A 22064-nucleotide genomic window follows, 5' to 3' on the forward strand; every position below is an offset into this window, starting at 1 on the left:
TCTACGCAGCTCTGGAAACTGAAAACATGGCCGCGTAACTAACGACAATCAGCCTCCGGCAAACCCGGCGCGGTTCATGCCGTACCATCCGGCCATGACGAAACCTTCCTTGGCAAGCCCGCTGAACAGACCCGAAGTGTAGTCGATATCCGGATAATCTGGATCCGCCCAGACTGGAGCGCTGGTCTCCGTGTCGAGCGGATCTTTCTCGGTGCTGGCATTCTGGACTGCCGGCGGCTGCGAGGCGGCAAACTGCGGCGTGGCGATGCCGTATTGCGCCTGATACCAGGCCAGTCTCAGCTGGGCGAGCGCCAGCTTCTCGGTTTCGGCGCGGGTCAAAGCCATTGCCTGAACCAAACCACCACTGGAGCGCGCCTCGGCTTCCGCTGCAGCGACGACATCAGTCTGCTTTTGGATATCTGCCAGGATTTCCGCCGCACGGGCCGGATCGGGAGCAATCGAGGGCACCACGAGGTCCGGCGAAAGACTCGCCTCAGCGCTCAACTGCCGATTTTCGAGCAAGGCGCGGTTCATCTTCAGAACTTCAAGACGGTATTGTGCCAGAGCCTGCACAACCTCGCCGTCGTAGCTGGCCGCCACCTTTTCGGCGTCGGCAATACGTTGAGTGATCTCGGCAATATCGGCCGTGAAATCCGCATCCTGAGCCCAGGCCGGAACCGTCATGAACAGTCCGGCAACCGCCGCTGTGAAATTTGCTCGTTTCATGGGGTCCACTCCTTCATTCCGGCTCGGAGTCGTCCAAAGCAGGGTTATCCTCGCCCTGCCCCAGTTGCGCGGCGAGCTTGGCAATGTCCGACCGGAAGGATTGTGTGACGCGTCCGTAGCCAAGTACACGCGCGACAGCTTCCGCCAGTTCGTCGGGTGTTTGGTCCAACGTTTCGCTTATGAGGCCCAGTTTTTCCGGCAAGGGAACCTCTTTCCACTGCCGCAGACGCCCAGAAACTTCGAGGCCGCGGAACGGCAGGACGTCGGTCGGCTCCATCGTTTCGGGCCAGAAGATCCAATGCTCATCCGGGGACCGGGTTCTCGGGGCAACCCGCTCGACGGCATGCCAGATGGTCGATGAAATCCTTTTACCGGTCTTCTGGAATCCGTGGTCCCTTGCGATCAGATCGCTCAACCGTTTGAAAGTGATCGGAGCCTCTTCGACGACATACTGCGCGGCCAGCAACCTCAATGTGACGGCGTAGCCCGGCGCATGGAACGAGTCAGGGTCGAGGTCGAGATCAGGCTGTCTCGCGTCCCCGAGATCCAGTTCCGGCGCAATCGAGGTGTCCTCTACCGCCATGCGCGCCGCCAATGGACGATCCGGTTCTTCGGTGGGATGGTCGTGGGCGACAGGCGCAGGATCCGGCACGGGCAACGCCGTGGACGCGACATCATCGGCCACAACGTCGTCCTTGTGTTCCGAAGGCTCCGCCTGCTCATCGCCGTGCTCCAGTTCTACGGGTTCCTCGACAGCCAATGCAGCAGCCTCCTCGGCAAGCCGATCAGCTTCGCGGACCGTCTCCAGCAGGGCTTCGAGATCGTGATGCAGCTGCTCCAGCCGCGTATCCGGGTCGATGAACCAATCCGTCGACCAGACCCGCAACAGCCGCCACCCAAGTCGTTCGAGGATGATGTGGCGCACGCGATCCCTGTCACGCGCCGAAGCAGAAGAATGATAAGCTGCCCCGTCGCATTCGACCCCGGCAAGGAATTCACCGGGCTTGTCGGGATGCACCACTCCAAGGTCGATGCGGAATTTCGACACGCCAATCTGCGTCCGGATCGTCCAGCCCTTGGCCCGCAGGCGTTCAGCCACAGCCATCTCGAAATCGGAATCGTAGTCACTGTGAGCATGCGACCGAACCGCCCGCCCCAGCGCTGCCGGGCCCTGAGCAGCGAATTCGAGGTAGTGCTTGAGATCCCGCACCGCCTCGGATTGCGTACGTGTCAGGTCGATCATCGCCGGATCGAAGCTGCAAAAGATCACCACCTCGCTTGTGGCGCGGGTGATCGCCACGTTCAGCCGCCGCTCGCCCCCCTTCTGGTTCAAGGGACCGAAGTTCATCGAGATGGTCTGCGCGCCCGGTTCCGTCGGGCCGTAGCAGATGGAAATCAGGATGACGTCGCGCTGGTCCCCCTGCACCGTCTCCAAGTTCTTGACGAAGACCGGCTCTGAGACGTTGGGACCAAAGAACTTCTCAAGCGATGGATCGGACCGCCGCGCCTCGTCCAACAGGTTTTCGACAAGACGCTGCTGTTCCGTGTTCAGCGTCACGACCCCGATGGACAGATGCCGCCGCGCCGGGTCCTTCAGATGCGCAACCAGTTCGGCCACGACCGCCTGCGCTTCCTGCGGGTTATTGCGACCCTTACCCCGGGCATAGACGCCGTCGACCCGTTCCAGACGTACCGCCGTGTCCCGCGTATCAGCCGAGGGATAGGTGACAAGCTGCCCGTCGTAATAGGCATGGTTCGAGAAGGCGATCAGGCTTTCGTGCCGGCTGCGATAATGCCCGGTCAGGCGGTGCAGCGGCACGCGGGCGGCCAATGCCTCGTCGAGGATGCTTTCAAGATCCGCCATGATCATGCCGTCGCCGTCATCATCCCCGGCGTCTCTGGAAAAGAAATTGGTGGGCGGCATCTGTTTCGGGTCGCCGACGATGATGCTGCGCTGCCCGCGCGCGATGGCGCCGATAGCGTCGGGCACGGTGATCTGACTCGCCTCGTCGAAGACCACCAGGTCGAAAAGCTCTGACTCTGCTGGCAGGAACTGCGCCACCGACAGGGGGCTCATCATCAGGCAGGGCGTCAACCGGGTGAGCGAGGTGCCCATCTCCTTGACCAATTGGCGCACCGGTGCCGCCCGAGCACCGCGCTGCAATTGCCGCGCCAGCACGCCGAGCCCCGGATCCGCTGTAGTCTGGCGATCCGGTATCTCGCCCGACAGGCGCGCTCGCACATAGGCAGCCGTCAAACCGGCAAAGGCCGCATCCAGCCTGCGAAAATCCGAGATGTCGGCGGCATGGGTCGTTGCCGAAAACCGGCGCAAAAGCGGACTGGCGTCGATCAACTCTGGCGCGGCCCAGCGACAATAGGCGGTGCGGAAAACCTCAACCGTCTCTTCGTGGTCCAGCGTGCCGGTTTCCAACGCACGGGCGAGCGCCCCAAGGCCCTTTTCCTCGGCATCGCGGCGGGCCGAGACCCAGCCGCACCAGGCATTGAGCCGCCGCGCCCGGTCGGCGATTGCCGCAGTCGATGCAATGACCTGCTCCAACGGCTGTGGTTCCGGCTTCTGTCCACCGGCCACGGTCAGACCATGCCAATCCGCCTCAGCGGCAATGAAACTGTCCAGCGCAGCCCGCAGATCGGCACCGGCACGGTCCGTCGCACCTCCCGGTTCCAGCAGATCGCGCCCCTCACACAGGCGCAACCGCAGTGCCGCGCGCAGGGTTACGATATCATGCCCGGCATCGCCAAGGCGCAACATCGAGGCGCGCAAGGCCTCCCCACCCGTGATCGCAGCCCGCAACGACTGAACCGAGGTACCGAGCCCTTTCCAAGGCGTGCCCTCGGGCAAGTCGCCCGCGATTTCAGCCATCTGCCGGTGCAGCGATGCCAGTTCCGCCAACTTTTCCAGATCGTTCTCCGGTGTCTCGCCACCTTGACCAATCTGGCTTGTGATGACCGCGCGCAGCTTCTTCAGGGCTCCGCCCCGGGTCAGGAAACTGCGCCCCTGAGCTTCGGACCGCTCGGCGATCCATGCGGAGATCGGGGCCATGGCGATGGCCTCATCGCGATAACCTTTCGGAAGTGCGCTGCGCACCTCCTGCCAGCGTTCGAGCAGGGGAAGCAAAGCTGTGAGACCTTCGACCGCGCCCCGCCCCTCCGGCGTCAGCGCAAATCCGAGGTCGGTGGTAAGGCACTGCGGGAAACACAAGGAAAGATCTGCCAGCGCCGCGGCTTCTTCGCGCGACGCCGTTCCGGTCAGGTCCAATCGCTGTGCCAGGGCATTTCGGGCATCAAGCAGCGCCTGCGCCGCTTGCCCCAACCGCCGCGCGGCTTCTACCACCTGCCCCTGCCAGGCGAAGTTCCATTCCTCGGTTCCAATCCCGGCGAAGCTTTCGAAATCCTCAGGTTCCGTTTCGCTGAATCTCTGGCCAAGCCTGCGGGCCGCAGTGCAAAGGCCCTCGAATGCCTCCGGCGTAGGTGCGAAGCTCACAGGACCCTGCCGTGTCGGCCAATCGAGCGCGACGCGATGCAAGTCGCCGTAGCGCAGGGTCCGCCCCATGGCATCGCGCGCACTGATCCCTGCCGGTCCCGGAGCGTGCAGAGCATCGACCAACCCGTTCAGCCGATCGCGCAACTCGGCAAGCCGCTCCGCCTCCCTGACCCATTCCGCCTGATCGAGCGTGTCATGACTGGACCAGGCACTGTCGAGTTGATCCAGAACGGCCTTCTTGTTCGCCTTGTTCGAATGCAACTCGAGGCAGAAGTCGCCAAGGCCTACTTCCTTCAAGCGTCGATAAACAACGTCCAGCGCGGCCATCTTCTCGGAAACGAACAGCACCCGGTTCCCCAGCGCCAGATTGTGCGCGATGATGTTGCCGATGGTCTCGGACTTGCCCGTGCCCGGCGGCCCCTCCAGCACGAAATCTCCGTCCTGCCCCGAGGCATGCACCGCAACCAGTTGGCTGCTGTCGGCATTCAGCGGCGCAAAAACATCCGACGGCGCAATCCGGCGGTCGATCTCGCGCGGCTCGATGAAGGAGGACGGCGTGGCAAAGGGCGCGCGCGGCGTGTCGATCAGGTGGCGCACCAGCGGCGCCTCCTTCAGGCGCTCGGTACGGTCGGCAAGGTCCTTCCACATCAGGTACTTGGCAAAGGAGAAGGTCCCGAGGATCACGTCCTCGGTCACTTCGAACCCGGGCACGTTGCGCACCCGATGCCGCACCAGCTCCCATATCCGGGCCACGTCAACCCCGCTGTCATCACGCGGCAGCTCGCCCGCCAAATCCGGCATGTCGATGCCGAAATCCTGCTTCAGCATCTGCAATAGGGTCAGGTTGAACACCGTGTCATCATCATGTCGCACCAGCACCGGCTTCGACCGGGCACTGGCCCGTTCCAGACGAACTGGGACGAGGATCATCGGCGCGCGACTATCGCTGCTGGTGCCCGTGGGTGTCCAGCGCAGCATGCCAAGCGCCAGGAACAGCGTGTTGCTGCCGCCTTCCTCGATGTCTGCCCGAGCCTTGCGATAGAGGTCGATCCCGGCCTTCTCCAGTGTCTTGGGATCGGTATTGGCGATGATTTCCTTGCGCTCCAGCGAATCCAGCGCGTGGTTGCGCGCCCAGTCGTCTCCGGTGCGCAGGGTGAATTGGGCACGGTCACTGTCGCTGCCTTTGGGACCCTTTTCCGGCGGCGGGGTCAGTCGCAGGCGGGCACCACCGGCCAGCAGGTCTTCCAGCCGCCCGGGGTCCGGGCAGAAGATCGGCAGCGCCGTGGACGAGGGTTTGACATTCAGCAGACGGTTGCGCCGCGACAGGTCCAGCAGGCTCCGCTTCCACGTGGCCAGCCGTTCCTCTGGTGTTTTCTCGGACAGGTCGAGGTCGTCCGCCTGCTCGAAAGCGGGCAGATCGTCGGGCGGGATGTCCAGAGGCGGTGCCGCCGTCGGGGCGGTCGCATCCCCTGTCCCCACCTCGGCCAGCGACGAAAGCGGCTGAATGCCACGTTTTCGTGCCTGGTGGATGTCCAGTGCATAGACGAAATCCGCGTCGTGTTCCTCGGCAATCTGCCGGTTGGCCTCGTTTATCGCCTTGGTAAACGGCAGCGGATGCCCGGCCGTGGCCAGCGTCGTCTCGAACAGGACAAGCTCGCGCAGGTCCTTGGCCTTTCGAACCACCAGCGGATCATCGACCGTCATTGTCGGAAACCACGCCGGTTGCAGCCAAGCGCCGGCAAAGGCATGTCCTTTGGTGAACACCACGACGGGATGCAGCCCCGCCTGCTCGAAGGCGGCTGCAAAGAGCAGCGCGGTATCAAGGCAAGTCGACAGGCCTGTGTGGCGGATATCGGAGGGTAGACGGACCTTCTGCCCGGTCGTCTCGAAGCTGGCTGGCGGCACGGCATATGTCAGCCCCTGCGCACTGACGGCCGCCCAGATGGCTGACATCAACTCCCATGACCGCTGCGTCGATTTCGACTGGTAGCCGTTGATCGAACCATCGCGTCCGCCCTCGATCAGGATCTTCGAAGCATCCTTCAGGACCTTCTGCACGAATCCATCGTTCGGCGTGACGAACGCCGCAAGAAGCTCCGGCATGTAGCGCGCGCCACCCCATTCGTTGCGCGCCAGCGCCTCCACCGTGTCGGTCGTCTCGGCAAGGATCTCCTCTCCCTGCCGAAGGACAATTCGGACGTCGGCGCGCAGTCGGTCTGTGAGCTTGTCCAGCAGTCCCCCGGACAACGGCAGACGCCGATCCTCGATCCGCAACCTGGCCCCTGCATCCAGACGGTCGATGGTCCAATCCCGCGCGCCAAAGATCGCCGGGTCGGCAGAGACCGACAGGCACAGGTCCTCAAGTGGAGCTTCAGACGGGTTCTCGACGCTCAACTCGAGCAGGACGGCGACGTCGTTCTGATGCGAGGCGAAGGTGATCTTGCGCGAGAACTCAGCGTTCAGGATAGGCACCGAGGCTGCTGCCACTTCTTCGGTCGATCCCTCGATTGCAATTAGATCCGACATCAAAATACCCTCGCGACAAAACAGCCTTCAACTTGGAGAGTATCGCCATACAACCTGCCTGCAAGCAGGAAGGATGGTGACTCCGAGTTTCTATTGCGCAACGTCATACCCCGCTGCGGCAGAAAATCGCGCGATCCGCTATCTTAATGCGCGCAATGCCAATTCCTTCTTCATTTGCCTGACCTCGCTCCAAGAGCCACGTGCTTTGGGGACCAGCATGGCCATGGCCGTGACGACCCGGTCAAAGCCCCTGCGCATAGCGCGAAGGATGGGCCGTAAACCAAGGGACAGCCTACTGATCGGCTCCACCCAAGACGTCGAAAAGGTCGTCGTCCATCCGGCCGGCATAATCACTGACGGAAAAATATACCACGCCTTTGAGCGCGTGGAGCTGATCCACGGCGGTATCCTCAACGGCTTTGGATGCAGAAGTTGCACTACCTGATGTCAGGCTGTGCGCACGCGATCTTGGATGGCTCGGCTTCATGGCCCCTGCCCCTTTTGTTGCCAACGCATACGTTGCGCGCCGCTTGTCGAAGGTCGCGCTGGAGATTCCGCACACCGACTGACGAAACGCGCCCATCATCCGAGTTTCGGTCGAACGGCTCATCTTCTTCTGAGCTGCGTCGTCTATCCTGCCGGGAAAGTTGTACGTTCGCAATCCCTTAACCATGGGGAGGAATACCCAAGAAAGTCAGGGCCGGAACCTTCTAAAAGCTGTCTCGGTGGTCAGGCGACCTTTCGCAGCGCCGCGTGATGGTTTCGAGCGTGAGGGCGCCGACATAATTCGAGGGAATTCCCTGCAAGCGTTTTGTCACGTTGCCAGCCGCCAGTCCAATGGGCCAAACGAAAGCGCCGAGCGCAGACGGGCGCTCGGCGGGTCTGTTGTGTCGCGGGACTGGATCCGTGCTGGTTCTCAGAGACCCTCGCCCTCGACGAACCGGTCGAAGTAGGGCATGGAATTGAAGTTGTACCTGGACTGCCCCTCAAAGATTTCTTCCACGTAATTCTCCCAGGCTTCGTACTCTTCGGCGGAGATGCGACGCTCCGCGCGGTTCTGCGGTCTGAGCGACGACCGCCACACGAAGTAACTACCATCCTCAAGACGGTAGATTTGCCCGCTGTCGAAGTATTCGCCATGCCCGTATTGCAGGTCGTACACGAGCTCTCCATTTTTGGCCTGTTCCGGCGTCTCGTCGATCTCGTACGCCATGGAGGAGGCCTCCTCGTAGCTGAGCTTGCCGGTGAGCAGCATTTCTATGATAGAAAGACCTTCGGCGGTGGTCTTGAGTTCGTAGACGTCCATCGCATCGCTGGCGGTCCACCCCATTTGGGTAAAGTCGTAGTTACCCTCGTCATCGCACTGGTGGTACATCTCGGCGTTTTCGTAGATGCATTCCAGCAGAAGTTTTGCGTTTGTCACGAGAATCTCCTGTCGTGGCTGAAGCCCCATGCTTCAGTGAGGGGGAGATGGTTCCATCGCGGTCGATCCAAAAAAGAAATCCCAGTTTTTCGGTGATGCTCGTCGACAGCGCCAGGCGCCCCGAGGGCTGACCGCGACTCTTTTCAGTTGACGTAATACCCCCCCGGAGTAACCGACCGATTGGTGCCGCCTGCCTGACGAAGGCTTGTCACTGGACTGTATCGTACCAAGACATGCCGCCAAGAAAAACACCACCGTGCACGAAACCGTCAGCGGGCCCAACATTACCGAAGGCCGAGGTCAATCCTATTTTCACGGCGCTTCCTATCGCGAAACACAACTCCTCCCTGGATCAAAATTTTCTGGCAGCACCAGAAATTGCTTTAGGAAGGATAGTTAACGGATGCTTCGAAAAGATGCCAAAGTCGCTTTTTATGGTCTGGGGAGGCTTTATCGAACCTCACTCGTGAAGGTTCGATAAAGCCTCCCCAGACCCTTCAAATAACGCAAATTCACCAGCATCATCAACGAGGATTATCCATGTAGAAGCCCGACCTATCCAAAATATTTGCTGTATAGTGCAATATTAACCAGTATTTCCGACCAGCGGGAATTTTCTTTGAAAACTGCACTACCATTGCGAGCATCCGCGATATTGACTGCAATCGATCGACTGCAGAGACAACCTGGCCTTCACCCGACGATATCCTTCGAACAACCGCAGAGGCCCATACCGCTGGGAATATCATCTACGCCAGAAAAAACGCGTGGTGCAAACCCAGGCGGCACGCCGGTCGACTGGTGTCGCTGATCGAAGCCGAAGTGATAGCCGCTCGCCTGCTCCATGCCGAAGACATACCGATCCGGGGCCCGGAACGGTGCTGACCGGGGCGGCCCACCCCGCCTCCCGCAAACGCAAACCTGACCATGCAGCCACACCTAACCGAGGCTGCCGAACTGCTTCACTGATCCCACCCTCGAAACCCTTGCAGGTGAAAGAAACGAGCGAAAAGCGCTTCTCGATTTCGAGCAGTGACTAATATCGCCTGCACACATTGCAACAGGAGACTTCCATGCGCCCTATCGCCAACCTAATCGCCGCTGAATTCTGCGAAACCGCACACAATATTCATCCTCAAGAGCTCTTTGACGCAGTCTTGGAACATTTTTTCTACATGATGGCCTGTCGTGCTCATGGCGCCGACGACCTATGGCAACAAATCGAAAAGCCATCAACTCTACCGCATGATCGGTTCAAACCAAACGGAGTCAGTCATGACAAGTTTAGGCATCTTGTCCTACGCATCATCGAGGCACTGAAGACCAATTTTGATGACGTGCTGGGCGACATCGCCGCCTGCATAGACGTCTTATATAATACACCAGATGTTTGTGTCATGGCGAAGCAGGTCATCCAACTGCAATACCCGAGTGATGCAATTGCCGCTGCCATTGAAGACAAGGGTTTCTTTGTCTTCGGGTGCGACGTTGAGGGGACCGGCGGCATCCCGATGGACCTGGCAGGAGCCTTTGTGGAAAACGGCATCGATTATCATCACCACCTGTTTGTCCAAACAAATCAGGTCGATATTCGGCTGTTCCGCATGAGCTACGTCCAGCTCCACGCGCGCGAGGTCCCGGCATATGTCGCCCTTGTCGACGAGAAGGACGGGACCGAAAGGGCAGGCTTCAACACGTCGGCATATTTTGATCAGTTCCAACCTTACCAGGCGAAACTGGAGAAGGCGAGGCGCAACACCGCCAAACGCAGCCGGAACCGTGCCCTGAGCGGCCACATCTAAACGCCTTGGCCGAGCCGACCCAACCGGCTCGGCCAGGTGACGAGAAAAATGTCCATGCCGCGAGCACGGCGTGGGCATCATCCAAGTGCCAGAAGGGCTTCTGCAATGGGTGGAAGTCGTTCTGGCGTGGCGCCCCTCCCCCGCCATTGATGCCCACGTCGCAAGCCCCCGCGCGCGCCCCGCGACTTTCCTTCGCGCCAAGCGTCGGATACGGTCGCCCGCGACAAGCCGGGCGGCAGATCCCGGCGGGACGGGGGACGGGTATGCCGCTGCTGCACTGGTTGACACGGGACGAAGATCTGAGAGCGGCGGACAGGGTGCCCTATCGGCTGCTGGACGAGGTGCCGGAGCTGTCGCAGGGCGATGGCGATCAGGGTCTGCTGGTGCAGGGCGACAACCTTGAGGCGCTGAAGGCACTGCTGCCGTTTTACGCGGGCAAGGTAAAATGCATATACATCGACCCGCCGTACAACACCCGATCCGCGTTCGAGCATTACGACGACAGCCTGGAGCATGCGAAATGGCTGGCGATGATCGTGCCGCGCCTGATGCTGCTGCGCGAATTCCTGTCCGAGGATGGCTCCATCTGGGTGTCGATCGACGACAACGAGGGGCATTACCTCAAGGTCGTGATGGATGAGATTTTCGGGCGACGGAATTTCCTTGCCACTGTGATATGGCAGAAAATCCATGCGCGGAACAACACTGCCCGGCATTTCTCTGACGATCATGACTTCAAGATCGTGTATGCGAAAAACGGGGAAAAGTGGGTTCCGAACAAGGTATCACGCACAAGCGCCAGCGATTCCGATTTCTGGAATCCAGATGATGATCCGCGCGGTCGTTGGCGTCGCTCAGATATGACAGCATCGAAGCCTTACAACGACGGGCACTACGAAGTCGTCGGCCCTCATGGCGACACCTTTAAGCCTCGGGCTAATCGCTATTGGGGGTTGTCACGGGACTCCTTCGAAGAATTGCGGGCCGACAATCGAATTTGGTGGGGCAAGACAGGGCGAACATTTCCGTTTCGCAAGCGATTTGAAAGCGAGCTTGGCGGACTGACCCCCACCACCGTTTGGGAACACGAGAGCGTCGGCAACAACCGAGAGGCCAAGCAAGAAATCACCAAGATTTTCGGACGCGAAGAACAGTTCGCCACCCCGAAACCCGAACGCCTAATCCAACGCATCCTGCACATCGCCACGAATCCCGGCGACCTCGTGCTCGACAGCTTCCTCGGCTCCGGAACCACCGCCGCTGTGGCGCACAAGATGGGCCGTCGCTGGATCGGGATCGAGATGGGCGAGCATGCCCGCACCCACTGCGCCCCGCGCCTGCAAAAGGTCATCGACGGCGAACAAGGCGGCATATCGAAAGATGTGGGCTGGCAGGGCGGCGGCGGCTTCCGCTTCTGCCGTCTGGGTCAGGCGGTCTATGACGCCGATGGGCGGATCGACGAGGCCATCCGCTTTGCCGACCTCGCACGGCATGTCTGGTTTTCCGAAACCCGCCAGCCCCTTGGCGATGTGCCCGACAGCCCGCTGCTGGGCGCGTATGAGGGCCGCGCGGTGGCGCTTTTGTACAATGGCATCCTGAAGGACCGCACCCCGCAGGGCGGCAACGTGCTGACCCGCCCGGTGCTGCGCCTGCTGAAGGACGCGCTGCCCGAGGGATTTGACGGGGATCTGGTGGTATATGGCACGGCCTGCCGTTTGTCGGCGGAGACGCTGAAACAGGAGGCCATCCTGTTCCGTCAGACGCCCTATGACATTGCGGTGAGGGTGTGACCATGTTGCTGAAATCCTACCAGCAAATGACGCTGGATGCGCTGGACGGGTTCCTGTCACGCACGCTCGCCTCTGGCCCTGCTGCCGCCTTTGCCCACGCGGTCGCGGAACAGGAAGCGCAGGCTCGTCTGGAGGGGCGCAAGATGGAGCCGCGCGCCTATCGCCCGCTCGATCAGTTGCCCGAGGTGCCCTATGTCTGCCTGCGCCTGCCCACCGGGGGCGGCAAGACCCTGCTGGCGGCAGAGTCGATCCGGCTGGCCGCACGCAGCTACCTTGGGCGGGCCTATCCGCTGGTGCTGTGGATGGTGCCCTCGGACGCGATCAAATCACAAACGCTGGAGGCCCTGAAGGACCGCGACCACGCCTATCGGCGGCGGCTGGACGACAGCTTTGGCGGGCATGTGCGGGTGTTCGACATCGCGGAGTTCGAGACGCTGCGCCCGCAGGACATGGCGCGGTCCGCCTGCGTGGTGGTGTCGACGATCCAGGCGTTCCGAGTGACGAACACCGTCGGCCGCCGCGTCTATGCCCACCATGAAGAACTGGAAACACATTTCTCGGGCGTGCCGACGGAAGGGATGGAGGTTGTTTCTGCCGAAGAGGCGGCGGGCAATGACATGCTGCGCGAGGGGGCGGTCAAGTACAGCTTTTCCAACCTTCTGTATCATCAGCGCCCGCTGATGATCGTGGACGAGGCGCACAATGCAGTGTCGGGCCTGTCGCGCGAGGTGCAGGCGCGCATCCGCCCGACGGCGATCATCGAATTTACGGCGACGCCGCGCGGGGTGAACAACATCCTGTTCTCTGTCACCGCCTCGGCCTTGAAGGACGAGGAGATGATCAAGCTGCCGATCCGGGTGCGCCCGCATGACGACTGGCGCGAGGCGGTGTCTTCCACGGTGGCGACGCGGGCGATGCTGGAGGACAAGGCGAAGCGGGACCGCGACTTCATCCGTCCCGTGGCACTGTATCAGGCCCAGGCGAGAAACGGCCATCCGACGGTGGAGGAGGTGAAGGCCTACCTCATGGAGGAGAAGCTGATCCCTGAAGCCTGGATCAAGATCGCGACAGGGGAGCAAAGGGAACTGGATGGCGTGAACCTTCGTGACCCGAGCGTGCCGGTGCGCCATGTCATCACGGTGGCGGCGCTGAAGGAGGGGTGGGATTGCCCCTCGGCCTATGTGCTGTGCGCGACGCAGAACCTGTCCAGCACGACAGCGGTGGAGCAGCTTCTGGGACGTGTGCTGCGGATGCCCTACGCAACGCGGCGCAAGGACCCGACGCTGAACTGCGCCTATGCGCATGTGTCCGAGCCGAACTTTGCCGCGGCGGCGAACGGGTTGCGCGACAAGCTGATTGATATGGGGTTCACCGACGAGGAGGTGCGCGAGAACCTGCAACCCCGTGGCGTCGATCAGGATGACCAAGGGCGGCTGTTCGATCCGGACCCGGTACGACCGAAGCCTGTGTTGCAGGTGACGGTGCAGGACACGCCCGAGGTACGGCAGACGCTGAACGACGTGCAGGAAGGTGGGGTCGATTATGTGCCGAAGGCGGATGGCACGCTGTCCGTTGGCGTGAAGGGCGCGGTGAGTGATGACGTGGCGACGGCGGTGCGCTCGGTCGTGCAGGATGCCGACCACGGGCATTTCGATGCGCAGCTGGCGAAGCACCGGGCGCAGGTCGAAGCGCAGAAAACCCGCGCCGAGCTGGGTGCGGTGATCGAGGTGCCACGGCTTCTGGTCGAGATGGAGGGAGAGGTATTCGAGGCTGACACGGACGCGATATATGAACGTGTCGAATGGTCTCTGCTGAAGCATCCCGCCGAGCTGACCGAGGCAGAGCTGACCTTCCGGCGCGACGAGGAGGTCGTGGTGATCGACCTCGAGGGCGAGAAGCTGGTGTACAGCCGCTCCACGCAGGAGATGCCGCAGCTGAGCGGGCTCGCAATGCCTGACGATGCCGACATCGAGGTGTCGCTTGTCCAGTGGTTGACTCGCGAATGCCGAGATCGCTGGATCCCCGACGCGGAAATGCAGCCTTGGATCGCGGGTCTGATTGGCAAGCTTCTGGAACGCGAAGGCGTGACCGCGCGAACCCTGATTGACTGGCAGCACCAGATAGCGGCGCGCATCCGCTGGAAGGTGGCCGAGATCCACAAGATCGAGCGCGAGACGGCCCATCAGATCATGCTGTTCGACGATCTGGCAAAGCCGACGTCTGATGCGGCAGCGGTTGTCCGGTTCGACGATCAGGTCTATCGGACGGTGCCCACCCAGCCCATCGGGGCGATGCGCTTCCAGCGTCATCTTCTCGGCGCCGATCGCGCACCGTTGCTGGACGGAGACCTGAACGGTGATGAATTCCAATGTGCGTGGTCACTCGACAGTCTGGATGCGGTCGACGTCTGGGTCCGCAACGTAGCGAAACATCCTGACTCATTCTGGCTGCCCCGGGTGGGCAGCAGGTTCTATCCCGATTTCGTGGCTCGGCTGAACGATGGCAGGATCTTCGTCGTCGAGTACAAGGGTGAACATCTCGTCGGCGCCCCCGAGGCCCGTGAGAAGGATCGCATTGGCAGACTCTGGGCCAAGACGACCGGGAACGTCTTTCTGATGGTCAGGAAAATGGCCCATGGCGTCGATGCCGGAGGACAGATGCGGGCAATCCTGTGATGCCGAGATTCCGCGGTCTCCGTTACTGCTGCAGACAGGCAAGCAGGAAGGGGTAACTGGAACGCTTGGGAGATCAGACGGCCATCCACAGCGAAACCGGCCCTCACGCGAAGGACCGGTTCCGTGTCGGACGGTGCCAGTACCTCAGCGGAAGATCTGCGTGACAGGGGCGGCTTTGAGCAGAGATTGGTTCGTGGGGAACCTCAGGTAACACGCCTGAAGCATCCGCTCTTGCGCGCAGAGTTCCACCCCCTGCGATCCCTGCAAACCCCTGACAAACGACGCCCAAATCCTCGGGTTCGGGCCGATCATGCGCAGCCCCTTCGTGACGTGGTGGCGGGTGTCCACAAGCTCCATCACAATGGGCCAGGTCGTTTGGTCATCGGGCATCTCAGCAGTTTCCAAGGCTGCCACCAATGCCGCTCGAAGTTCGGGCGCCTCCGCGCCAAGAGCATAGGCAGCGTGCAGCAGCACTCGGCCCATCTTGAACACGATGGACGGCATGGTGCCCTCGGAGCCGGTGAGGTTGACAACGCCGATCTGGATCTTGCCCTTGCAAAATGCATCGACCTCGACGTCGCATGGCGACTGCAAGTAGCACGTCAGCTTCGCTGTTATGCCTTCTTCCGTCGGCTGCAGGTTTAGGACACTGGCGTCCTGGGTGATCACCGGACTCAGGGACAGGCTGTCGATTGCGTAAAAGTCCATTTTTTGCTCCTCCTTGGGGCGTCTTGCTCGGACACATCGTCCGCAAGGAGGAAATCGGTCGGGTGTCCGTCTGGAAAAAAATAAGTGGTTGAATTGGCCGTCGGTCAGGTGGAAATCGAAATCGTGGTTACCAGAATATTTCGCCCACCGTCTGGATATCGGCCAGCTTATTCATCCTTCTTGAACGGGAATTATCCTTCGTCTGGGGCCCGCGCACGACGATGGTGCGCATGCGCTATAAAGACTCTCTATAGGCAAAACGCACCATCGCCACTGCGATGACCTGGCACCTGTTTTTTCCAAGGTCAGACCATTCTACCGAGTTTCTCGAGATCTCACTTTGGAGGTCTCCATGCACCATACGCCGACCCTTCCCGCCGCCACGACCGTCCCGAACTGGATGGATGTCGATGTCGCCCGCAAACACCTCGCCGAGAAGATGGATGCGTTTGTCCTGCGCGCGCTGAACGGCGACGCGACCGAGGCCGCCGCGTTTCGGGTATCGCCTGGCGTGGGCAAGACAAGCACGGCTCTGCGCGCCATTGCGGATCACGCCGAGGCCCTGCTGGAACGCGGCCACGTCCTGATCTACATGCCGACGCTCGATCTTGCGGCGCAGGCCGCGCGGGATTTCAGGGAGCTGGCTCCGCATGTCCCGTATCGCGTGATCCGCGGTCGCGCCGCCAGAAATCCGGAAACCGATGCCCCGATGTGCAGCGCGCTTGATCTCGTTCAGCGCCTTCGCGGTGCTGTTCCGTCCATCACGCGCGCGGTGTGCCGCAAAGGAACGCTCTCGGGCGACCTCCGTGAGGCCCATTGTGCGGCAAACTGCGCCTATCTGGCGCAGCACGACATCACCGAGCACCATGTTACCTTCCTCGCACACACCTACCTGACCATCGCCAGTCCGCTTGCAAAGGATGCGCGCGTCGCCCTGCGCGTCATCGACGAAAAGGTCTGGCAGACCATGTCCTCGATACGGGAGCTGAGCCTCGACAGGTTTCTGGCGCCCACGCCCTCGACCTTCGACAGCCAGCTGCGCGCAACCCACGCACGGGTCCGGGAACTGATCGCCATGGCACTGTCCGAAGGGGTCCAGATCATGCCACGGCTGGAAAGGGAAGGCGTAAAGACCGAAACGTTGATCCAACTGGCGGAGGCCGAACGCGCCGCCACCCCTGCACTTCAGATCTGGCCGAGCCAGCCGCGGCACGGCGTTGACCGTCGCATGAGCGAATTCGATCTGATCGGCTACCAGAGTGCCCAGTTTCGCGCGGAAATCTTCGACCTTCTCGCGGAAACGGGTGGCCTGACGGGCAATCAACTGTCCCTTCACGATGGGGAAGAACAGATGGTCCGCATCTATGATTGCCAGCCCCTGCCCCGCAATGCGCCGCTCATGCTGCTCGACGCGGATGCAGACCCCATGATCGTCGATCGTCTGGCGCCGGGCTGCGCGTTTCACAGTATCGACGTCAAACCACAAGCGGACGTCGTTCAGTTGTCGGACCGCACGATGTCCGACAGCTATCTGTGCACCGGCGAGACCGGCGCAAAAGCACGGCAACACATCCGAGCGGTCATCGATACCGAGGTAACGCGGAAACCCGGCGCCAAGGTCCTCGTCGTGTCGACGTCGCGGGTTAGAGACGCCTTCGAGCGAGACCGCGGAACTGCGGCGTTGATTGCGGCCGTCGACTGGCGGTGTTTCGGGCCGGGGATGCAGGGGCTCAATGCCTATGCGGCGCACGATACGGTCATCATCATCGGTCGCCTGCAACCGCCGCTTCCCGCGGTCGAGGATCAGGCCCGGGCTGTATTCTGTCACGACCGCGACACTATTGCCGCGCATACCGATGGCGCTCTGCCCGAGACCGTTCTCGACCGCCTGATGACTGACGGCCGCCTGATCCCGGCCAGGGGCCGCAACCATCCCGATGCTCGGGCACAATCCCTCCTCGCTCAGACGCGCGAATGCGGCACGCAACAGGCGATCGCGCGACTACGCCTTGCGTCACCCGACCGCGAAAAGCGTGTGATCATTCTGTCGAAACAGCCCCTACCGACCTTTCCCGTGACACGGACCACCACCTTCGACAACCTGATAGCCGAGATCTCGGGTGAACCCGACCCGACGGGTCGTGCGACGCTTGAACCCGCCATCACCGCTGCGAGAATGGCTGGCCTTGCGTCTCTCCGGCTGTCGGCCAAGGGTCTCACCGAGGATCTTCCCGCCGCTTTTCCGTCGGAAAGCAAGGCAAAGAACTTTCGGCGCGGACGGTGTTCAGAGGATGTCGTCGCGCTGGTTCGGCGCATCTGCTCGGCACGAGGCTGGACCGCCGAAGTCAGCGAGTTGACACCGCAAGGCGGCGGGCGGCCCGTGCCGACAGTCCTGTTCCGGGACTGACTCGGCTTTCCGATCCTGGCGAAAGAAAAATCCAAAATTTCCGAAAATCCATTTTGCGCGCACTCGAGAGGAACCCATATAGTGTTTGAGCGCCAATCAGCGCTGCCTCCCGAAAAAAAGGGAGAGCGGGGAAACCCCGCACCACCTTCGGGACCATCACCGATCTGAAATCGAAACGGTTATAGTTTATCGAAGGACGGGTGAAAAAATCTGGAAATGTATTTCCGAGGAAGATCGGAAAGCACCATATCCAGAATAGGGAGAGAGACAGCCGCCGAATAGGCGGTTCGGGACTGGGAAGCAGGCGGGCAGCAGCCTGCTCCCAGTCCCACCTGAGCCGCCGCGCAGGCGGTTTGGACCGGGGATAAGAGCTGGCGACGGCCAAATCCCGGTCCGCTTGAGCCGCCGCGCAGGCGGCTGAGAAGAGAGTGGGAACCATGTTTTTGCATCAGCAGAAGCATCGCCCAGCTCAAATGAGCCGCCGCGTAGGCGGCTGAGAGTGATCACACCCCCTTGAGGGGTCAGGAAAGCCATGTGGCGCCTTGAACGTGATTTGTCCCCTTGAGGGATACCGGGGGTGGCGGAAACGCCACCCCTTTTTCTTGGGCCAACGACATACGGGACGCGAGCAATTCCAAGGCACAGGCAGGGGCACCGGCCCCGGTCCATGCGGTGTTTGCGGCCACCGCATCGGCCAGGGCCGGTGCCTTCAAAAGAGGATTGTCTCATGTCTCAAGCTTCCAAGACCCAGATCTCCACCGGTGACATTGTGTCATTTCGGTTTCCCTTCCATGACCGGGAAGGGGATTATCCGCGCCCCAGCCTCGTCCTCGACGCGACCGACGATGAGCTCCTGCTCGCCTACGGCACGAGCTCGGACACAGACGCCAATGGCGGCTACGAGATCCGTCTCAGACAGGAGTTCGCGGAATGTGGACTTGATCGGGAAAGCCGTTTCGTCCTCACGCGGCGGCTGCGTGTCCCGCGAACGGATGCTCGGCTGAAAGGCGGTCAGTCGCAGACCCCGGTGATCGGCAGCCTGACGGAGGCCCCGCTTGAACGCGCCCGGATGTTGTATGACCGCATCGCCTCGACCTGGTCGGATGATGCGAGCCGTATCGAAGCCGAGCGCCGCGGGCTCAATCCGCGGCGCCAGGATCGACGCCGTAGTTCTCGCAACCGTTTCCAGGTGTGACGCGCGGCCACAACCACTCAAAAGCGACGCGTCAAGCGCCTTCTACCTCCCGATAACCAGCGACCTGCGCACCTTCTCCGACCCGCCCTTGTGGGGGCCGGACACGGTGCCCCGCTCTCTTTCACAAAGGAAACCAACATGACTTCCATTCCCGCAAAAATCCGCCTGACCCACGTGCAGGACCCAAACGGTGATCCGATGCGCCAGGCAGCCGAGGCCATTGCTCAGATATATCCGCGATTGCGGATCGCACTCTGCAACCTTTCCGGTCTACCGGTCGAAACGGTCCGTCTGTTCATGGACGATGTCGATGTGCTGCATGCCATCGCAATGCACGACAAAACGCCGGACGGTGACCTCATCGACGCAATCGACCACCTGCTCGGATACATCTACAGCGACGATTTGGAAGGTGACGAACGCGATGCCCGCGCAATCATCGCCGAAGAACTCAGCGCCGTGCGCGCCACCTGGCAAAACGTCATGGACCGTATACATGCCGAGGTGACCGTCCGCGCGCGTCTGGGCCAGCAAAGCTGAAACAAGCCTCCCCGCGTTCAGAAGACTGCGGGGAGGCCCCTGCCCCATCCCACCAGCACCTGAAGGGAAATGCTGAATAGTCGCACGTCTGTTGGCCGCCCTGCGGCCAACATTGCCTACGCTCCGGAACCTGCCGACATCACAAGATCATGTGCGAATGGCGTCGCTACCGAGTGCTGCCGCCACGCCGGTTTCTGGTGTAGACAGCGCCGCTTTTATTTGGAGGAACAACAACGAAGAGATGTCTTCAATTTTCACTTTATTTCAAGCACATGCATGCATTTCCACTCCCGGACGGAATTGCGAAACTCGTGCCTGACGCTTATTTTGAACCCATGACAGTTCATGATCTTCAAGCCAAAGCGCGCGAACGTTTGATCAAGGATCTCCCTCGCTGGATCGTGTCCTTTGACGAGACGGCTGGTCGTATAGAGTTCGGTCAGCGTGCTGCGGTCTTCTCGTCTTTCATAGAGCGCACGGGCGGACGGGGGCGTCTGGGACACTATCTCGCGCAATGCGAGGCCGATCCGCACAGATTGTTCGCGGACGTGCTGTCGGGAATCGCTCGTGATCCTTCAAGCACTCTGCCGACAAAATGGCAGCTTGGGCTGCTCGCCCTGCTGATAAAGGGGGATGTCACGACCCATGATTGGGACACGATTGACTGGATTATTGCGGAGCGAAGCGCCGGCTGAAGCGGCCGCTGTTTCGGCGGCCCGCTTGCAGATTGCCGAGCTGTGATCGGAACGGAATGCCGTCATCCTTGGTCAGCGCGATGTCGGCCTCTTTGAGCGACATGCCCGTATCCTCGCCCGTTGGGCCAGGTAATCGTAGGCAGCTCTGATGAATGCCCGCAATACCTGTTGGGACATTTTCCCGGAGCGGCTCCTCACGCTGACGATCTTTGTAATGTTTCCGCCCCTCTCGGGGGCGCCGCGGGGGAAGTTGATCGTGTTCCGTACGTCCTCGAGCCCATGACCGTGGATGAGCTTGCCCAATGGCAATGGCAGCCGTCCTGCTGGGGTCCCGCACTTTGGTGTGGAACATGCAGGCTTGTCGACCCTCTTCCGCCCCCAAAGCAGCGTTGTGGCCGCTTTCATCGCCGAAATCGCAATGCTCTTCGATGAGATGGGGTGGAGCTACTGTCTCTCGGGTTGCTTTTATCACATTGATCCTATATAAGGTAAGAGCGCAACCAAGTTGGGGAGGACCTCATGTCTACCGCTTCTTTCGACAGTGCATCGAACCCGCAGCACAAGTCTTCGGCTTCCGATCGGGAAAGATTCGTCGCGCAATCCGAAAACTGGATCAAACGGATCGCGGCGGAGATGCCCGACTCCTTTTTTCAGGCGGCCATGTCCAGCGGTTCAGGCTCCGGCGAGCTGGTGCGGGCCATGATGCCTGCGCAGGCCAAGACGGATGCGCAGATCAAACAGGTTCTGCTCATGAGATGCATGCGCACCGTGGATCGGATGGTCAGCACCATGCCCAAGGATCTGATCCTGTCCACGCTCGCCGCGCCTTCCGATTTCGGAGCTCTGGCGCGCGTCATGAGTGATCCGCGCATCTCCGAGCCGTCCTTGCAGACGGACCCGCTCGCCGGCGCTGTCGGACGCTCCATCGCGCACCGCCGTACGCTGATGGAGATGGCTGGAGAAATGCTGTCGAGCGCGCAGGTCGCAGACCTATTGGGCATCACGCGCCAGGCGATCGACAAGCGGCGCAATGCACACAAGCTGCTTGCCGTGCGGGTGGCATCGGACTGGGTCTACCCGGCTTTCCAATTCGGCAAGGAGGATGTGCTTACCGGCATCGAAGAGGTGCTGCAGGCGCATGCGGGCGATGACCCTTGGGTCATCCTCGATATCCTCCTCGCCCCGGATGAAGCCTTGGGCGATCGGAGCCTGCTGCAAGCGATCCAGCAGGGGGATGCGGAGGCGGTGTCGCGCCATGTCGCGCAGCAAGGCGGCGACGGGTACGCATGAGCAAGGCGCCGCGCGGCACGACGGGGGCAGCGCCGGGCCCTCCTGCGGATCTGCATCGGCGCAGTCTTCCGCTTGAAACATTTTCAGCGGGCAGCCTGCGCTACCGGGTCCACAGATCGACCTACAGCCCCATTTTCTACGGGCCTGGACCCGGACATCCGCCGACATTCCGTTTCGACTGCCTGAGTGGGCGCTTCGGAGTCCTATATTTGGCGCCTGGTCCCGATGCGGCCATGATCGAGACCTTGCTGCGCAATCCGCAGCGGCTGACGGTCAGCTACTCCGAGATCAAGCAGAGAAGCCGCTCCATCCTGCAGGCCTCCCGCGATCTGCGCCTCGTGAAAGCCATGGGCGAGAACCTCTCGCGCCTCGGGACAACGGCTGCCATCTCGACTGGTCCCTACGATCCCTGCGGCACCTGGTCCGATGCCCTCTTCGATCACCCCGAGAGGCCGGACGGCATCCTCTATGCCTCCCGCCACAACCCGGATGAGCCCTGCATCGCCCTTTTTGAAAGAGCGGACATCGCGCTGGCCGAGTTCGAGACCACGCCGCTGCCCGATCTGCTGAGCGAGGTTGGCGCCCTTCTCGACAGGCATGGAAAATCGATCTTCGGGGCACCGTAGAATGAGCCCGGCGGGGTACTGGTGACGCAGTCCAAAGGGTTCCGTTATCTTGGCGTCCGATAGAACAACCTGGTCTTGAAATGAGGGAATCCGATCTTCCGATCGACGGTCTGATCGACGAAATCGCTGCCCGCGTCTTGTGTCTGCATATACGGCACC

15 protein-coding genes are annotated in these 22064 nt (G+C 61.3%); 9 read left to right on the forward strand and 6 right to left on the reverse strand.

All coding sequences use genetic code 11. The annotated features are described in order from the left end of the window. Positions 1-48: 48 nt before the first annotated feature. The 4 genes from ACN2XU_RS22700 to ACN2XU_RS22715 all read right to left on the reverse strand — a co-directional run bounded on the left by ACN2XU_RS22700 (position 49) and on the right by ACN2XU_RS22715 (position 8177). On the reverse strand, positions 49-684 hold the full coding sequence (locus tag ACN2XU_RS22700; RefSeq protein WP_419412640.1) for a hypothetical protein: 636 nt from the start codon (positions 682-684) through the stop codon (positions 49-51). Between the two features lie 55 nt (positions 685-739). Continuing rightward, complete coding sequence (proA, locus tag ACN2XU_RS22705) at positions 740-6754, reverse strand: anti-phage protein ProA (RefSeq protein ID WP_419412641.1); 6015 nt, start codon at positions 6752-6754, stop codon at positions 740-742. 292 nt (positions 6755-7046) lie between these two features. Continuing rightward, a complete protein-coding gene (locus tag ACN2XU_RS22710) occupies positions 7047-7364 on the reverse strand; it encodes a hypothetical protein (protein WP_419412642.1) in 318 nt (105 codons plus the stop codon). Between the two features lie 306 nt (positions 7365-7670). Beyond that, a complete protein-coding gene (locus tag ACN2XU_RS22715; protein WP_419412643.1) occupies positions 7671-8177 on the reverse strand; it encodes a hypothetical protein in 507 nt (168 codons plus the stop codon). A 1073-nt stretch (positions 8178-9250) separates the two neighbouring features. On the opposite strand from ACN2XU_RS22715, the gene ACN2XU_RS22720 reads away from it, so the two are divergent. The 3 genes from ACN2XU_RS22720 to ACN2XU_RS22730 all read left to right on the forward strand — a co-directional run bounded on the left by ACN2XU_RS22720 (position 9251) and on the right by ACN2XU_RS22730 (position 14444). Next, complete coding sequence (locus ACN2XU_RS22720; RefSeq protein WP_419412644.1) at positions 9251-9979, forward strand: hypothetical protein; 729 nt, start codon at positions 9251-9253, stop codon at positions 9977-9979. 263 nt (positions 9980-10242) lie between these two features. Beyond that, the gene (locus ACN2XU_RS22725) at positions 10243-11769 is read left to right on the forward strand and encodes a site-specific DNA-methyltransferase (RefSeq protein WP_419412645.1); all 1527 of its coding nucleotides are present in this window, start codon (positions 10243-10245) and stop codon (positions 11767-11769) included. 2 nt (positions 11770-11771) lie between these two features. Continuing rightward, complete coding sequence (locus tag ACN2XU_RS22730) at positions 11772-14444, forward strand: DEAD/DEAH box helicase (RefSeq protein WP_419412646.1); 2673 nt, start codon at positions 11772-11774, stop codon at positions 14442-14444. 144 nt (positions 14445-14588) lie between these two features. Here the strand turns inward: ACN2XU_RS22730 and ACN2XU_RS22735 are convergent, their stop codons facing one another. Continuing rightward, positions 14589-15152 carry a hypothetical protein gene (locus ACN2XU_RS22735; RefSeq protein WP_419412647.1) on the reverse strand — a complete coding sequence of 188 codons (564 nt, stop codon included), beginning with the start codon at positions 15150-15152 and terminating at the stop codon, positions 14589-14591. A gap of 352 nt (positions 15153-15504) precedes the next feature. On the opposite strand from ACN2XU_RS22735, the gene ACN2XU_RS22740 reads away from it, so the two are divergent. From ACN2XU_RS22740 to ACN2XU_RS22755, 4 genes are all read left to right on the forward strand, one after another. Beyond that, a complete protein-coding gene (locus tag ACN2XU_RS22740; RefSeq protein WP_419412648.1) occupies positions 15505-17559 on the forward strand; it encodes a hypothetical protein in 2055 nt (684 codons plus the stop codon). A 727-nt stretch (positions 17560-18286) separates the two neighbouring features. Next, complete coding sequence (locus ACN2XU_RS22745; RefSeq protein ID WP_419412649.1) at positions 18287-18754, forward strand: hypothetical protein; 468 nt, start codon at positions 18287-18289, stop codon at positions 18752-18754. Between the two features lie 138 nt (positions 18755-18892). Then, positions 18893-19294, forward strand: coding sequence for a hypothetical protein (locus ACN2XU_RS22750; protein WP_419412650.1), 402 nt, complete (start codon positions 18893-18895; stop codon positions 19292-19294). A gap of 311 nt (positions 19295-19605) precedes the next feature. Then, positions 19606-19989 (forward strand): hypothetical protein, encoded by a 384-nt coding sequence (locus tag ACN2XU_RS22755; RefSeq protein WP_419412651.1) that lies wholly within the window; start codon positions 19606-19608, stop codon positions 19987-19989. Here the strand turns inward: ACN2XU_RS22755 and ACN2XU_RS22760 are convergent. Beyond that, positions 19964-20092: a hypothetical protein gene (locus tag ACN2XU_RS22760; protein WP_419412652.1), complete on the reverse strand. Its 129-nt coding sequence runs from the start codon at positions 20090-20092 to the stop codon at positions 19964-19966. The genes ACN2XU_RS22755 and ACN2XU_RS22760 overlap by 26 nt on opposite strands. A 416-nt stretch (positions 20093-20508) precedes the next feature. On the opposite strand from ACN2XU_RS22760, the gene ACN2XU_RS22765 reads away from it, so the two are divergent. Continuing rightward, entirely contained in the window at positions 20509-21279 is a 771-nt protein-coding gene (locus ACN2XU_RS22765) for a helix-turn-helix domain-containing protein (protein ID WP_419412653.1), read from the forward strand. Continuing rightward, on the forward strand, positions 21276-21905 hold the full coding sequence (locus ACN2XU_RS22770; RefSeq protein ID WP_419412654.1) for an RES family NAD+ phosphorylase: 630 nt from the start codon (positions 21276-21278) through the stop codon (positions 21903-21905). Before ACN2XU_RS22765 ends, ACN2XU_RS22770 begins: the two co-directional genes overlap by 4 nt. Positions 21906-22064: the final 159 nt, after the last annotated feature.

Origin of the sequence: Pacificoceanicola niger, assembly GCF_048553275.1 — a bacterium.
In the GTDB taxonomy this organism is placed as follows: domain Bacteria; phylum Pseudomonadota; class Alphaproteobacteria; order Rhodobacterales; family Rhodobacteraceae; genus Pacificoceanicola.

Coding starts and splice junctions, on each gene's coding strand:
- ACN2XU_RS22730 (WP_419412646.1), top strand. CDS start 11,772: ATGTTGCTGAAATCCTACCAGCAAATGACGCTGGATGCGCTGGACGGG.
- ACN2XU_RS22720 (WP_419412644.1), top strand. CDS start 9,251: ATGCGCCCTATCGCCAACCTAATCGCCGCTGAATTCTGCGAAACCGCA.
- proA (WP_419412641.1), bottom strand. CDS start 6,754: ATGTCGGATCTAATTGCAATCGAGGGATCGACCGAAGAAGTGGCAGCA.
- ACN2XU_RS22760 (WP_419412652.1), bottom strand. CDS start 20,092: ATGTCGCTCAAAGAGGCCGACATCGCGCTGACCAAGGATGACGGCATT.
- ACN2XU_RS22740 (WP_419412648.1), top strand. CDS start 15,505: ATGCACCATACGCCGACCCTTCCCGCCGCCACGACCGTCCCGAACTGG.
- ACN2XU_RS22770 (WP_419412654.1), top strand. CDS start 21,276: ATGAGCAAGGCGCCGCGCGGCACGACGGGGGCAGCGCCGGGCCCTCCT.
- ACN2XU_RS22750 (WP_419412650.1), top strand. CDS start 18,893: ATGACTTCCATTCCCGCAAAAATCCGCCTGACCCACGTGCAGGACCCA.
- ACN2XU_RS22745 (WP_419412649.1), top strand. CDS start 18,287: ATGTCTCAAGCTTCCAAGACCCAGATCTCCACCGGTGACATTGTGTCA.
- ACN2XU_RS22765 (WP_419412653.1), top strand. CDS start 20,509: ATGTCTACCGCTTCTTTCGACAGTGCATCGAACCCGCAGCACAAGTCT.
- ACN2XU_RS22710 (WP_419412642.1), bottom strand. CDS start 7,364: ATGAGCCGTTCGACCGAAACTCGGATGATGGGCGCGTTTCGTCAGTCG.
- ACN2XU_RS22735 (WP_419412647.1), bottom strand. CDS start 15,152: ATGGACTTTTACGCAATCGACAGCCTGTCCCTGAGTCCGGTGATCACC.
- ACN2XU_RS22725 (WP_419412645.1), top strand. CDS start 10,243: ATGCCGCTGCTGCACTGGTTGACACGGGACGAAGATCTGAGAGCGGCG.
- ACN2XU_RS22700 (WP_419412640.1), bottom strand. CDS start 684: ATGACGGTTCCGGCCTGGGCTCAGGATGCGGATTTCACGGCCGATATT.